We start from the raw sequence: 15,588 nt of genomic DNA, 5'->3' as shown, positions 1-15,588 counted from the left end.
TGGTAGGGAAGTTGTGATAATCATGCCTCTTTCCTATCATCACATCTCACAAAAACAATATCAGCTTTTCTTGACCACAAAGGCCAGTTCGGTTGCGAACTCGAATTTGCGAATGTGCCAACTCTCGCCCTCGATAAGTTGATAGAAATGGGTTTCGTAGTTCGTCACCATCCCTTTGTTGCGGCCTCCCAGACTTTGCGCGGGGAACGATACGATCATATACTGCGCGTTGACAGCTCGCAAGAGACGCGCACCCGCCTGCCGGTCGATCTGTTCTAGACAGGGAATTGTTTTCAATACCAGCGCCAGATCAACTTCCTGTATTGGTGGCGATCGCAAGATATCTTGCACCTTAGCATAGCCCTTGATGCCCATAATTTCCAGCGCCGCATTGAGAAAATCGATCATTGGTCGGTAAATATCACAGCCATAATAACTGATTTGCTCTGTCCCCGGAAACCAGGGCAGGGCGAGCGCGTTGAGGCCACAGGCCAGATCCAGCACGCTATTGATTGGCGGCAGGTCTGCTAGCAGCGTGCTATAGAATTGATCGAGCAGCGGGAGCCGTTCGCGCGTCGAAGCGTGATGGCTCATGATCTGCTTGTTGATCTGCTTGTTTGCTTCAATATCTCCCGCCTGGTATGCCTCCCTGAACTGCTGCAACCAGGCTGCGTAGTTGTCGCGTGGATCGAGATAGGCCATGCTCACCTGATGCAGCTTGTTCTTCGTCGCCTTTATCGCCTCTTTCAGTGTGCGCCGTTTGCCTATCTCCTGGGCCGCAACCGTTCTCACCACATCCGGGCTGATATCTTTATATTTCGCGCTGCCTTGCACCTCGCTTATCAGCAGATCGAGCGCGTGAGGATCACTCGGTCTCGACATGGCCGCTCTCTCTCAGGCGTTGGGTGAGCATCGTCATAAAGCGGAGATTGTGGATCGTTGCCAAACGGAAAAAGAGCGTGTCGTTGATCTTGAAGAGATGATGCAGATACCCTTGCGAATAATGGGTGCAGCACAGACAATCGCATACGGACGAAACGGGTCGATTGCTTTTGATATATTTGTCGTCATTGACGTAGACATACTGGAACCACTTGCCGTTTGTGTGGGTATCTTCCGTGAAGGCGTAGAGGCGCCCATGCCGGGCATCGCGCGTGGGCATGGCGCTATCGAAGATGCCATAGCCAATGCGAGCGCATTCGACCACATTAGCTGGATGTCCCACTCCTAGCGCGTGCATAGGAAATTGTGCAGGCACCAGTTCGCGTGTATAGGTGATGATATCGATGAGCAGCTTTCCTTGACTGTCCAGCGGCCAGCCACCGTAGCCGTAGCCGTCGAAACCAATCGCTAACAATGCATCGATGCAGCGCTTGCGCAGCTCATGGGAGCCGCCGCCTTGAATGACCGCAAATAACAGGGGGCGTTGTTCCGCTGTGAGACGCTTCTGCTTGACCAACCGCTCAAACTCGTCCTTGCAACGTCTGGCCCAGGCGATCGTGCGCGTCACCGACACCTCTTGCACCTCGAAAGGCGCATCCACATGGGTACAATAGTCGAGGCAGATCACGATATCGGCATCGTAGGCCATCTGAAGCTGTACCGCTTTCTCCGGCGTAAGCTGGAATTTGCGGTTTGCCCCTTCTGGTTTAAACGTGATGCCATCTTCGTCCAGTGAACCAAACTTCGCATTTTGCTGGATCAGCGAGTACGCCTGGAAGCCGCCGGAGTCCGTGACAATTGGACCTTTCCAGCCGCTCATCTCGTGCAGGCCACCCAGCGCTTGAATCGTCGAGGAGCCGGGACGCTGCATCAGGTGAAAGGTGTTCATCACCACCGCCTGAACCTCGCAGCGTTGTAGGTCGGTCGCGTCAACAGAGCGCACAACGCCCAGCGTGGCGTCTGGCATATAGATGGGCATCTGAACTGTACCATGTGGCAGTTGTAAGCTGCTCTGCTGTGCATGTTGTTGATGAGCAGAGAGTATATTGGCTGTTTGATCCACTGAATTATCCTCGACGAGCATGATGTAACGATAAAGGTTGCTCTATTGTACCAACCTGGATCAATGGGGGCAAGACACTCTTGCTATGGCAGCGCATTAACGCTTTTGTCGGTAACATTAATTGTATACTGAAATATATGCTCTATAACGGCCATGTATATTTTACTTATAAACTGCTTGATAAAAATTATACTTCCAAGCAGGTGGTTGGGTGGTAGTGGAATGTATACACATCTTCGTCACGACGTTTGAGTAGTCCCTTCATTCTCAAATACCCCCTATATTCTTTTCATTTGAAATGAGGAACGTATTTATGTTGAGCAAACTTATGAGGCGGAAGCGCCTGGTTGTGCCGTCTCTTCTAGGAATGGCCTTGATCGGGATGTTATCTCTTACTCCTCTCTTGAACAATGCACATGCTCAGGCTCAGGTTGGGAAGGATGCTCTTCCCCCAGTCAAGGTGCTGATTATCACGATGTTTCCACCAGAAACGCAGGCGTGGTTGAGTCAGGGAACGTGGAAACTGGTATCCAAGTCTGTTGGCTCTATTGACTCCGATGATGGCGTGGTCTATTGTCAGATAAGCAATAATAAATGTAACGGCGTGTACCTGACCAGAACAGGTTTAGACAAGGTGAACGCGGCAACAAGCATGATGGCGGTGCTGAGAGACCCTCACCTCTCGTTTAAAAACGCTTATTTCTTGACCACTGGCACTGCTGCGACGCCTCCTTATTCCGAAGGAACTCCCGGCTTTGTTGCCTGGGCCAACTGGGTGATTGATCGGGATCAGGGAACCCACGTCATTCCTGAAACTGCACCGGATTATCCGCTGGGATATCAGCCTCCAAACACATCGTTTCCTGACAATACCGCTAATTTTCATCTCAATACGGAACTGGTACAGAAAGCGTATGATTTGACAGCGAATCTAAAACTGGCGGATAGTCCCCAGGCGCAGGCTGAGAGGAAGCGCTATCCCGATCAGGCCAATCGCAAGCCAGTTGTTGCCAGATGCGATACAGTTACTTCGGATAGTTATATCGTAGGCTCTAAGCTTTCAGAGCAAACAAAATATATTGCCGCTAAGCTCTCTGATAACTCTGCACATTACTGCACAATGGAGGATGAGGATAGCGCCGTTACCTCAGTGCTGCACCGTTTCAGCTTTCAGCCAGGAGGCCCGAACTATCTCCAGTGCTATCTCAACTTGCGTGGTGCCACCACCTTTGATCAGCCCCCGCCTGGACAATCAGTCGAGGAGTTTATTGCTGAGCATTTCCGCGTCAATGATCTCGTACTGGGAAATATTCGCCTGGCAGCTTCAGCGGTGATTGAGAAGTATCTGTTGCAGCATCCATGTCAGAATGACTAGCGATGACGCGTCTGGTATCGTGGTGTATAGACTATGGCACATTCCAGCGCGTACAATATGATAACACATGGTATCCCATAAAACTCTACAGGAGAATGCGTCAGATGGTCGGCTTTCGAGACGACGATAAATGACTAGTGTGGGACGTAGTTAATGAGTCAGGGAGTATGAAAGAGCACTTTCGACCGGCGTGACTTGTCTTAGCTACGTCCCCGCAGCTATCATGAACCAGTTTTCATTGTTTGGGAAGAGAAAGAGTTGCATATGCGTAATATAGCAGTGCGAGCTATCAATCTAGCTCAACAACTGGGTGCCAGCTACGTCGATGTGCGCGTTATGGAACGTACCACTGAGGGAATCGAGGTCAAAAATGGGCGCGTCGAGGGCGTATCCAGCGGAACCAGCAGCGGCTTTAATGTCCGTGTTATTGTCAATGGAGCCTGGGGGTTTGCCAGCAGCGCACGCATCGACGAGGCAGAGGCCGAACGTACCGCGCAACAGGCCGTGCAGATTGCCCGTGCCAGCGCCCTGGTAGCCGGGGAACCGGTACGTCTCTCTCCCCTCGCTGCTCAGAAGGGATCATATCGTACTCCCCTGCAAATCGATCCCTTCACCGTCCCGCTCTCGCAAAAAGTGCAATTGCTGCTCGACGCCGATGCCGCTATGCGTAGCGTCAAAGGGGTCACATTAACGAATGGTCTGATGGAATATTCGCGCGAGCGCAAGCTCTTTATGAGTTCCGAGGGCAGTGAGGTTGAGCAGGAACTCTACGATACTGGCGCAGCGATCAATGCCAACGCTGTTGATCCCGCCAGCAGCGAGATACAGACCCGCTCCTATCCCAACTCTTTTGGTCGTCAGGCCGGAACTGCTGGCTATGAGTTCATCGAGGCGATGGATCTGGTTCAGCATGGGGTGCGCATTGGTGAGGAGGCTGTGCGCCTCTTATCCGCGCCGCAATGTCCCGGTGGCATCATGACCGTGATTCTCGACGGGCCGCAAGTGGCCTTGCAGGTACATGAATCGTGTGGGCATCCTATCGAGCTGGATCGCGTGCTGGGAATGGAGGCCGGGTTTGTTGGCAAAAGCTTCCTGACCACCGATAAATTGAATGGGCACTATCGCTATGGTTCGGACGTGGTGAATATTACTGCCGACGCCACGATTCCAGGCGGCCTGGGAACCTTTGGCTGGGACGATGAGGGTGTGCCCGCACAGCGTACACCTATCGTCACCAATGGCATTTTCACCGGCTATCTCATGTCGCGCGATACCGCCCCGCTGATCGGCCTGAGCAGTAACGGGTGCGTGCGGGCCGACAACTGGAACCGCCTGCCTATGATCCGCATGACCAATGTGAGCATTGAGCCTGGCACCTGGAAGCTAGATGATCTGATTGCTGATACCGATGACGGCATCTATATGAGCATCAATAAAAGCTGGAGCATTGATGATCGTCGCCTCAATTTCCAGTTCGGCGTCGAGGCCGCCTACGAGATCAAGAACGGCAAGCTGGGTCGCCTCTTCAAAAATGCAACGTATACTGGCATTACGCCACAATTCTGGGGATCGTGCGATGCCGTCTGCGGACGCGACGAATGGATCGTCTGGGGAACGCCAAACTGTGGCAAGGGAGAGCCAATGCAGGTCATGCGCACCGGACACGGGGCTGCACCAGCACGTTTTCGCAATGTACAGGTCGGTGTAGGCCGCTGGTCTTAGAAGGGGAACGCAACCATGTATGCCGATGAAACCAACGTGCGAGCCTTATTGCAAAAGGTGCTTGGCTATTCCAAGGCCGAGCAGACCGAAGTAGTCTATCTGGGTACGGAGAGCGCTCTGACACGCTTTGCCAACAACTACATTCACCAGAATGTCGCTGAGAGCAATCACGAGTTACGTGTGCGTGCCGTTGTGGGCAAGCGGATCGGCGTCGCCACCACCAATCGCCTCGATGACGATTCCTTGCGTAACGTCGCGGAACAGGCACTCGCAATTGCCTTGTTACAACCGGAGAATCCTGAATTCCACTCGCTGCCAATCTCAGAACCCGTACTCCCGGCCCCCGGCTATAGCGAAATGACTGCGCATTTCACTCCCGAAGAGCGTGCGCGCCGCGTTGAGGTCATTGTGCGGCTGGCAAAAGAACGCGGCTTGGAGTCAGCTGGAGCCTTCTCGACCACGACCAACTATGTCGCCGTCGCAAATTCGTTGGACGTGTTTGCCTATGAGCCACGCACTGAGTCCGAGTGCCACGCGGTTATCATGGCCGATGCGCAGGGATCGGGCTATACACAGCGAATGGCGACTGATGCCTCGACGCTCGACTTTGAGCAGATGGCGCGTGAGGCGGTGGAAAAGGCGGAACGCAGCCGCAATCCTATCGATATTGCGCTTGGCGAGTATCCAGTAGTTCTCGATTCCTATGCCGTCGCCGATATGCTGCAAAACCTGGTCTTTATGGGCCTCTCCGCAACGGCCATGCAGGAAGAGCGCAGCTTTATGAATGGGCAATTGGGTAAACAACTCGTCAATCCGCTGGTGACGATTTATGATGATGGACACGATCCCGCTGGTCTGCCGCAGTCCTTCGATTTTGAGGGCGTGCCGAAACAGCGTGTAGTGATGATCGATCATGGAGTCGCTAATGCCGTCGTCTATGACTCGTTTACGGCCATGCGTGAGGGCGCGATCAACACGGGCCATGCACTTCCAGCCCCCAATACCTACGGACCTCTGCCATTGAATACTATGATGGCGGCTGGTGGTGTCAGCATGGAGGCACTGCTCAAGGGCGTCGAGCGAGGTATTTATGTGACCCGTTTCCACTATACTAACACGGTCCATCCCGTCAAAACGCTCTTCACAGGCATGACTCGCGATGGCACTTTTTTGATCGAGCATGGAGAACTGACCCGTCCTGTCAAAAATCTGCGTTTCACACAGAGCATTCTCGATGCTTTGCGCGATGTGCAGGCCATCGGTAGCGAGCGCATCCAATGTACTGACTATCTACCAGTCGTGGCTCCCGCCTTATGTACTGCACGCTTCAATTTCACTGGCATCACCGATTCGGGCGCGTAGAAGGAGATCTCTCGATGAAGATTGTCATTCCTGACGATTACCAGGATGCGGTGCGTAATCTCGATTGCTATAGCAAGCTGGCCGGGCATCAGGTCACGATCTATCATGATACCGTCAAGGACCTTGAAACGCTTGCCACCCGCTTTCGTGGTGCTGAAGTCCTGATCCTGATTCGGGAACGAACCGCGATTACCGAACCGCTGCTTGCCCTGTTGCCCGATTTGAAGTTGATTATCCAAACTGGCAGGGGCATTGCTCACATCGATCTGGCAGCCTGCGCACGTCACGGCGTTGCGGTTGCGATTGGCTCCGGCACCCCTTATGCGACCGCCGAGTTGACCTGGGGACTGATCCTGGCAGCCATGCGCCATATCCCGCAGGAGGTTGCGCGCCTGAAAGGCGGGCAATGGCAGACGACGCTGGGGCTGGGACTGCACAGTCGCGCACTGGGTATTCTGGGCTATGGCAAGATTGGCAGCATCGTTGCAGGCTACGGACGCGCCTTTGGCATGCCTGTACTCGTCTGGGGAACTGAGGGTGCACGCAGTCGTGCTCGTGCTGATGGCTACGAGGTCGTCGCCAATCAGCGGGAATTGTTCAGCAGCTCAGACGTGCTCAGCCTGCATGTCAAGCTGGTGCAGGAGACACGTGGTATTGTCACCACCGCAGATCTGGCAGTGATGAAGCCCTCGGCGCTGCTGGTCAATACTGCTAGAGCTGATTTGATCGAGTCAGGGGCTCTGGTGGAGGCGCTGCGAGCCGGTCGTCCTGGCTCCGCAGCCGTCGATGTCTACGAAAGTGAGCCTGTGGCGGATAGCCCCTTGCTGCACATGGATAATGTCGTGTGTACTCCTCATCTGGGCTTCGTCGAGAAGGACAGCTATGAGGGCTACTTTACAATGGCGTTCGATCAGCTATTGGCGTTTGCTGCCGGAAACCCGATCACCCTTGCCAATCCTTCCGGTAATGTGTAACAAGCGAATCGGATAAATTGCTTGATTGCAAAGTATTGGAGAATTTCTGGTTATTATTGTTGGTAAGCTTATATCTGTGATTTTGGTTGTATATATGGATGTTTCGATCTGTGAGCTAATTGACAACGGGACTGTGACGAGTCCCCTTCGCGCATCGTTTGCAAATATGAGATAATGCCTCAACTAGAACGATGGTGTCAGGAGGTAAACCCTATGACCTTTAGCTTGATTGATATTATGTTTCTGGTGACCGTAGCTCTGCTCGTCTTTAATGGCTTGCGCAATGGTGCCGTCTTTAGTCTTGTAAATCTGTTAAGCATTCCTATTGGTATTGCCGTTGTTGTCCTTTTTGGCCCTCAATTTACCCGTCTGCTGGCCGCTAATGGCCTGTCCGCAACTCCACTTATCGCGTATGCTGTCCTGTTCTTCGGTGCTGTATTCATCTTGCATATCATTGGCACGAGCATACGCGGCGTGGTCAAAAAGATACCCATTGTAGGGTTTGGTGACTCGCTGGCGGGTGGCGTGATTGGCTTTGTCGAAGCTTGGCTGCTCTGGCTCTTCCTGTTAATGGTACTTGGCAGCTTCCTGGGTTCTATCCAGAGTACCGTGACCCAGACATCGCATATTGTTCCAGGCTTAAATATTCAAATTGAGCAGCTCAAAAGCTGGCACGATTTTTATAATGAAGCCGTGACGAACAGCCTTTTTGCGCACGTTAATGGCTTTTTTGTGAAAGAGCTGCCCAATCTACCGCGCTTGTCACAGAAATGATAGCCAGACTTGATTATGGATCGTAATCTAGAATACAATAGAAATAGAATACCAGTTTATTGTTCGTTTTTTTATTCTGCATAAGATAATCAGGGAGGGAATTACGACAAAGCGAGAACGTCTCTTTGATACAGGCGTCAGACCTGAAGCCGAACGTGCCTACCTTGTCGCTGTTGAGGCCGACGAGCATGATACAATGTGGGGTGTCGAGGATTCGCTCAACGAATTAGCGACTCTGGCACGGACGGCTGGCGCTCAGGTGATGGGAACGCTCATTCAGCGCTTACCTCATCCTGACCCATTAACCTATGTTGGTAAAGGAAAAGCACAGGAGCTACGCGATCAGGTGCAGCAATTGAATTGCAGCCTGGCTATCTTCGATCATGAGTTATCCCCCAATCAGCAGCGTGCATTGGAAAAGCTTTTAAATGTACGTGTCGTTGATCGTACTGCCCTCATTCTGGACATCTTCGCCCAACATGCCCGTACCCGAGAAGGTCGCTTGCAGGTGGAACTGGCTCAGTTAGAGTATCGCCTGCCTCGCCTTGCTGGACGCGAAGTGGAGTATACCCGTCAGGGCGGTGGCTCGCGTGGGGCCGGTGCGGGAAGTGCTGGGGGCGCAATCGGGGTACGCGGTCCCGGTGAAACCAGGCTGGAGATCGACCGCCGCCGTATTCGCAGCCGTATTGCCGAACTGAAGGACGAGATCGAGGAGGTACGTTCGCAACGTGCTCTCCATCGTCAGCAGCGCATTGCTCAGGCTATTCCCGTTGTCGCCGTCGTTGGCTATACCAATGCTGGCAAATCAACGCTCTTTAATGCCCTGACAGAAGCTGGAGTCCTGGCTGAAAACAAGCTCTTTGCGACTCTCGATCCAATTACGCGTCACATTGTGCTGCCAGGCAATCAGGAAGCGCTCATTACCGATACTGTTGGCTTTATCCAGAAATTGCCCACGCGTCTGATCGCCGCCTTCCGCGCCACGTTGGAAGAGGTGATCGAGGCCGATCTGCTCTTACAGGTCGTTGATATCAGCCATGAGAACGCTATAGAGCAGAGCGAGACGGTCAATGAGGTCTTGGAGGAGCTGGACGCACACGATAAGCCAGAAGTGACCGCGCTCAATAAGATTGATCTGCTCGACGATCCGGCTGGGATCGATATCAGTCTCTATCCCAATGCAGTGCCAGTTTCAGCTTTGCGGCAAGAGGGATTAGATGCGCTGTTGCAAAAGCTGGCCGAGGTGCTGGCTAGCAGCATGGATCATGTACAGGTGGTGATTCCCTTTCAGCGTGGCGAACTTGTTGAGTTGTTTCATCGTCGTGGCCGTGTGGATATCGAACGGCACGAAGATAATGGCACCTTCATTGCCGGTCGCATCCCTCGTACTCTTCGCGGCTATTATGCGTCTTACGCCCACGTAACGAGCAGCTAAAAGCCGACCTTGTTGACCTTAACAAATGATGGAGATAGCCCTTATGTGGGTAATGTATGCCTCATTGTGCCCGTCAATGCGCATGAACCCTTCATCCCTCTCATGCGAGGAAAACCTTCTCATCATTTCTTGAAGTTTCTCTGAGGATAGTTACCCACAAAGTGCTATTGGCTTGTACCGGAGGAATGAAATATGCTATGCTCATTCCAGCGCTTAGCGTCGTATTTCTCGATGCGAAAGAGTAGAGGTTGCCAATGCCGGATCGCAAGTTGCAAAGCAAATTCGTGTTTCGTTTCCGTCCGCCCGCAGAGCCGGGACAGTATGAACGTGGTGAGTCATCTGTTATGACTGGAAGTATACCAGAGGTACAATCAGAGGTACAATCACAGGAATCGGGTCAGATGAATACAGTTGAGATGCAACAGAGTGCGCAGCAAATTAAAGAAGTGTTACGCCTGAACGATCTTGTGCGTACCGGGCAGAGCCTCAACGGGATATTATCACAGATCGCTTCCTCTATTGCCCGTTGGACTGGTTTCAGGGCCATCTCTCTGAGTCGTGTGGAAGAGCGGGCTATTCGTGCCGTTGCTTTCGTTGGCCTTTCTGAAGACGATCAACGCACATTGCTCAATAGCAATGACGGCGTTGACGATTTTATGAAGTTCATGCGGCAGGAGTTTCGCATAAGCCATAGCTATTATATTTCGCATAAGCACACCATTCCATCGGCAAATATAACGCTGGTCTATAGTATGTCGATGGATGATTATCAGCCCGGCGGTTGGCATCCTGACGATCTCCTGTTTGTGCCACTTTATAGCTCACGCGAGCAGCGTTTGCTTGGTTTTATTTCCCTTGATAATCCTGTTGATGGTCAGATACCATCGCAAGAGCGCATAGAACTTATTGAATTATTTGCCAATCAAGCCGCTCTTGCCATAGATAACGCCCGAATCCGCGAGGAACGGGAGGCCGAACAGCAAACGCTGGAAAAAGAAATTCTGCTCTTGCACGACCGTTTGGAGCAGGTGCGCCGAGGGGATTTGCGCGCCCGCGTTCAAGCCACTCATCCCCGATTGCAGCCACTTGTTGAGATGATCAACAATGTGATCGATGAGATTGGTTCTATTCTTGGCAGCATGCAGATGGTGACGCAGGCCGTCGATGAGCATGCCCGTAGCGTTCACCGCAATTCAGAACTCCTGGCCCGTGATACCCGTCAGCAGGAACAGCAGGTCCATCAAATCTCTTCTACTGTCAACGAGATCGCAACCATGATGCATCGGATCTCCGAAAATGCGGCCACGCTTGCAAAAGCGGCTGTCGAAGCAATGGATGTTACTCTTGAAGCTCAGGGAGCTGTTGATCGTGCCGTCGATGGCATGGGCAAGGTGCGTGAGGCAACCCTTCAATCAGCCCGCACAATGAAATCGCTCAGCGAGAGTGGTCAGGAGATCAACGAAACCGTGCTCTTGATTACTGATCTGACCACGCGCATGCATCATCTGGCCCTGAATGCAGCGATAGAGGCTACTCGCGCTGGTGAGCATGGACAGGGGTTTGCGGTGGTTGCTCAGGAAATGCGCACGTTGGCTGTGCATGGCGGAGAGGCCGCGCGTAAAATTGCGACCTATATTCGCACTATTCAGCATGAGATGACGGCTGTTTCTCAGAGTGTGGAGCAGAGTACGCAGCAGGTGGTGATGCAGACCGAGCTGGTGACCCAGACAGGTGTGGCGCTGGAAGCGGTGAGCGTGACGACCGAGCAATTCTCAGATCTCATTCAGAGCGTTTGTTCCATTGCTGATAGCCAGTTCCAGGGGTCGCAGCCTGTCGTGAATGCTGTGAAAGAAATATCGCGTATGACTGAAGGAATTACACAGCACATGCTTGGTATGCAGCAATCCCTGGAACATTTGATAGAGCTAACCAATTCTCTACGCTCACGCATGGCTCTGCTTCGCATTAGCGAGCGCTGAAGCCGCTTATGAGCCAGCTCTTGCCTCTGTCTGCCGCTGATAGCCCAGCCGATTGGCCTCGTCATATGCGGTGGCTGCTTCGTGCGACCTGCCCAGCTGTTCGAGGAGTTGCCCTTTATGATAATGCAGCGTCGCTTCGTATGGAGCCAGTTGGATTGCCTGTTCGTAGGCGGCAAGGGCTGTTTCTTTTAAATCTAGCATGGTAAAGATGCTCTCTTCGTCGTTGATCAGGTAGGGGATAGCCAGTCTATTCTCTTGTGTCGATGTTGGTTGCTCTTCGATAAAGAGGTGGTGACAATATTTATTACCTACCATATCTGTACTCCTTACTGCATTATCTTTTTGAATTGTGATGGAGATAACTGCTAACCTGCATGAAAAGCTTCTACAATGAATTCTACGTTCATGGTTACGCACAGATGTTCACGCCAGATTGCACGTCCTACCATTATTTTTGTCTGTCGCCAAGTGGATAGATGTATGCCATAATGAATGAGATCATCCATTGCTTTTTTTGCAATGTTCATCCAGACACAATTTATTATCTAAGTATCCGGGTGTGCAACGTTCTTACTTTGGTTGGGTGAACGCATCGAAATTATTGATAGATTGCCAGGAGTGAATGAATGCACGTTGACAATAGTCCCCCTGTTCCTTGCTCGATCAAGTTTGTCACCGGCCCGTTGGCGGGAAAGACGTTCCAGATTCAAAAAGCGGTGACGCAAATAGGTCGTGATGCCAGTAACGATATTGTGGTCTTTGATCCAAAGGTGTCGCGCCATCATGCCCGCATTGTCTGGCAGAATGGATCATGGAGCATTGAAAATCTTTCCCAGAAAAGTACTGTTCTGATAAACCAGAATAACGTACAACAGGCGGTTCTTCAGCATAACAGTACTATTGTGTTGGGAGATGATACAACCTTTCTTTTTATTCTTCATACCCCCGCCTATTCCGGGGCAAATCCACCTGTGCCGCCTGCTGCTCCGGTCCAACCAACGCCGCTCCCTCCTGGACAGAACGTCCCTCTGTATCAGGTGCAGCCAGGATATCAGCAGCCTTTTCCTGCACAGCCTCAACCATCAATGCCAGGCTTTCCACCAGCCCAACCATCGCAGCCGGGTTTTCCACCAGTCCAGCCATCTCAGGCGATGTTTCCGATGCAGCCTTCCCAGGCAATGATAGCCCAGCAGCCGCAAGCACCAGATATGTCCGATAAGACCATGATGGCCGGTGTGCCATTTCTGGAAGTGAGCAGCAATCTACATACTGGAAAAGAAAAGCATACGCTGTTCAAGTCGGTCATTAATATTGGACGTAATCCGACGGGAAATGATATTGTCATCAACGAGCCTGTGGTTTCAGCGATGCACGCCCAGATCGTGCGTGAAGGTGGACAATGGGTGCTGATCCATCCCCATCCCTCGCGAGACCATACGCTTAACGGTCTGATCTATCAGGGCCGTGTCATTGGTGGTAATGAGCAGTTTCGCAAACCGCTGGAACATGGCGATATTTTTCGTATTGGCGATGAGCATGGTACGCTGATAACCCTGACATTTAGTGATGGCAGTGGCGCATCTCTGGAGACCACACCCGAAGTCCATCCGATTCCTCTTGGCGCGCCGTTAATTACCATCGGTCGCGCACCCGATAACATGATCGTTCTCGCCCATCCGCTCGTTTCGGCCCACCACGCCCGCTTAGAGCAGGTTCCGGGCGGATATCGCGTTGTTGACCTGAATAGCACCAACCACGTTTATATCAATGGGGAAATGGTGCAGCAGGTGCGCCCGTTGACGGCTGGCGACGAAATTCGCATCGGCCCCTATCGCCTCTCTTTTACCGGGGAACAGATCAATCGCTACGATGAGAGCAACAGCATTCGTATCGATGCAATTGATTTGCGTAAAACCGGCAATAACAATGTCGTCTTGCTCAATAACATCTCGCTGGCGATCCCACCACGCAAGTTTGTGGCCCTGGTCGGTGGCTCGGGTGCTGGTAAATCTACCTTGATGGATGCGCTCAACGGTTTACGTCCTGCCCAGCAGGGAACCGTCTTTTATAATGGGCAGGATTATTACCGCAACCTGGCCGCTTTCAGTACCCAACTTGGCTACGTTCCACAAAGCGATATTGTGCATAACGATCTGACCGTTGAGCGCGCGCTCTTTTATGCGGCCCGCATGCGCCTTCCCAGCGACTTCACACGCGATCAGATCAATCAGCGCATCAATGAAGTGTTGGAAGATGTGGAGATGACGGAGCGTCGCAAGTTGCTGGTGAGCAAGCTCTCCGGCGGCCAGCGCAAGCGCGTCTCGATTGCACTGGAACTGCTGGCAAACCCGAGCATCTTCTTCCTGGATGAGCCAACGTCGGGCCTTGATCCAGGTCTGGATCGTAAGATGATGTTCCTGTTGCGTCGTCTCGCAGACCGGGGGCGTACGATTGTGCTGGTCACGCATGCTACCAACAATATCAACGCCTGCGACTATGTCTGCTTCCTGGCGCGAGGCGGACGCGTGGCTTACTTTGGTCCACCTAATGAGGCCAAAACGTTCTTCAACAAGACGGATTTCGCCGAAATTTATAGCTCTTTGGAGCCGACCAAAGAGAACCCTCTCATTCCCGAAGAGGCGGAGGCCCGTTTCAAAGCCTCGCCCGACTATTATACCTATGTGGCTCAGTCCCTCAATGAAGGACACGCGCAACGGGCCAATGGGCGACAACAGGTTGATGTGAAGCGGGTGAAGCGCGGTAATCCCTGGATGCAGTTTATCCTGCTCTGCATGCGCTATATCGAATTATTGAAAAACGATACTGGCAACCTGGCGATATTGCTGTTGCAGGCTCCCGTGATTGCTCTCTTGCTGGTTGGCATGGTGCGCTATGAGATCGGTGCCGGGATCTTTGACGCTAATAATGTGGTATTGTGCCAGACGCAGATCTTTGTGAAAAATAAGCCTCCCCTGGCCTTGCCAGAAGCGCAGCAGGGCAAAGAAACCATCGATTGTGGCAAAGTGAAGACGTTCTTAAACGACAACAAGGACAATCAGCAGCGGCCCGATGTCAAGGATTTTGTGAAGCAGAAGGGCAGCGTGGACGAAGCGTTGCAGGATTTTATCAGGCCTGGCGAAGGCGCGGATGCTCAGAAAGTCCTCTTCATCATCTCATTTGCGACGGTGCTCTTTGGCTCGATTAACGGTTCGCGCGAGATCGTTAAAGAGATTGCCATCTATCGGCGTGAGCGTGCGGTCAATCTGGGGATCATGCCGTATATGTTCTCTAAGATCGTTGTGCTGGGCCTCCTCTGCCTCTTCCAGAGCGCAGTGCTGCTCTTCATCGTCAACGCCGTAGAACCCTTGAAGCAGGGTGGTTTTTTGCCAGTGCTGCTGGAAGCATATATTACCCTGGTACTTACCTCTATGACAGGTTTGATGATCGGCTTGACCGTCTCAGCCGTTGCGCCAAACAATGACCGTGCTATTAGCTTCGTACCAATTGTACTGATCCCACAGGTCATTTTTTCAGGCGCGATTATTGCATTGAAAGATTGGCCTTTACAGATTATGGCGGCGGTCTTTCCCACGCGTTGGGCTATGGCGGCTCTGGGAACTTCAGTAGGATTGCATGCTGATAAGATGGGTGGCGACCAACTTTTTGGTACCGATACCTCCTATCATGGTACCCTCTTCTCCGTCTTTACTCAGACCGATGCAATGCATCGTATCCTGCTCTCCTGGGCCTCTCTCGGTGTCATTATCATCTTCCTGACCATTCTCATTGGCATCTTCCTCAAAATGAAAGATGTGCGTGTATAAAACAGCACAAAGAAAAATGGCACTGTATCGATGTTGTGATGCAGTGCCATTTTTTGCTATTCCGTCTCTACCAGTTACCAGAAAGTACGCGGAATCGTGGTGATGTATACGATACTGCTATGATAGACGTGACTATTG

The 15,588-nt window shown here is 52.1% G+C and carries 11 protein-coding genes; 8 read left to right on the top strand and 3 right to left on the bottom strand.

Going from position 1 to position 15,588, the window contains the following annotated elements; all coding sequences use genetic code 11:
* Window positions 1–60: 60 nt before the first annotated feature.
* Window positions 61–882, bottom strand: coding sequence for a class I SAM-dependent methyltransferase (rmt, locus tag K3T83_RS12225; RefSeq protein WP_220203245.1), 822 nt, complete (start codon window positions 880–882; stop codon window positions 61–63).
* On the bottom strand, window positions 866–2,005 hold the full coding sequence (gene tgt, locus K3T83_RS12220; protein ID WP_220203244.1) for a tRNA guanosine(34) transglycosylase Tgt: 1,140 nt from the start codon (window positions 2,003–2,005) through the stop codon (window positions 866–868). The genes rmt and tgt overlap by 17 nt, the downstream gene beginning before the upstream one ends.
* Window positions 2,006–2,318: 313 nt before the next feature.
* Between tgt and K3T83_RS12215 the strand changes: the two genes are divergently transcribed.
* The 7 genes from K3T83_RS12215 (at window position 2,319) to K3T83_RS12185 (ending at window position 11,626) form a co-directional block, all read left to right on the top strand.
* A complete protein-coding gene (locus K3T83_RS12215; RefSeq protein WP_220203243.1) occupies window positions 2,319–3,380 on the top strand; it encodes a nucleoside phosphorylase-I family protein in 1,062 nt (353 codons plus the stop codon).
* Window positions 3,381–3,644: 264 nt separating this feature from the next.
* Complete coding sequence (locus K3T83_RS12210) at window positions 3,645–5,102, top strand: TldD/PmbA family protein (RefSeq protein ID WP_220203242.1); 1,458 nt, start codon at window positions 3,645–3,647, stop codon at window positions 5,100–5,102.
* A 15-nt stretch (window positions 5,103–5,117) separates the two neighbouring features.
* Entirely contained in the window at window positions 5,118–6,464 is a 1,347-nt protein-coding gene (locus K3T83_RS12205; RefSeq protein WP_220203241.1) for a TldD/PmbA family protein, read from the top strand.
* Window positions 6,465–6,478: 14 nt separating this feature from the next.
* Window positions 6,479–7,438, top strand: coding sequence for a D-2-hydroxyacid dehydrogenase family protein (locus K3T83_RS12200; protein WP_220203240.1), 960 nt, complete (start codon window positions 6,479–6,481; stop codon window positions 7,436–7,438).
* 213 nt (window positions 7,439–7,651) lie between these two features.
* The gene (locus tag K3T83_RS12195) at window positions 7,652–8,212 is read left to right on the top strand and encodes a CvpA family protein (protein WP_220203239.1); all 561 of its coding nucleotides are present in this window, start codon (window positions 7,652–7,654) and stop codon (window positions 8,210–8,212) included.
* A gap of 37 nt (window positions 8,213–8,249) precedes the next feature.
* A complete protein-coding gene (gene hflX / locus K3T83_RS12190; protein ID WP_373324595.1) occupies window positions 8,250–9,647 on the top strand; it encodes a GTPase HflX in 1,398 nt (465 codons plus the stop codon).
* A 254-nt stretch (window positions 9,648–9,901) separates the two neighbouring features.
* Window positions 9,902–11,626 (top strand): methyl-accepting chemotaxis protein, encoded by a 1,725-nt coding sequence (locus K3T83_RS12185; RefSeq protein WP_220203237.1) that lies wholly within the window; start codon window positions 9,902–9,904, stop codon window positions 11,624–11,626.
* Window positions 11,627–11,632: 6 nt separating this feature from the next.
* Here the strand turns inward: K3T83_RS12185 and K3T83_RS12180 are convergent, their stop codons facing one another.
* Complete coding sequence (locus K3T83_RS12180) at window positions 11,633–11,941, bottom strand: tetratricopeptide repeat protein (protein WP_220203236.1); 309 nt, start codon at window positions 11,939–11,941, stop codon at window positions 11,633–11,635.
* A gap of 311 nt (window positions 11,942–12,252) precedes the next feature.
* On the opposite strand from K3T83_RS12180, the gene K3T83_RS12175 reads away from it, so the two are divergent.
* Complete coding sequence (locus K3T83_RS12175) at window positions 12,253–15,450, top strand: FHA domain-containing protein (protein ID WP_220203235.1); 3,198 nt, start codon at window positions 12,253–12,255, stop codon at window positions 15,448–15,450.
* Window positions 15,451–15,588: the final 138 nt, after the last annotated feature.

This window comes from Reticulibacter mediterranei (genome assembly GCF_016587455.1).
Note: the sequence above shows the minus strand (reverse complement) of the source record. Positions and strands in the feature narration are given on the sequence as shown.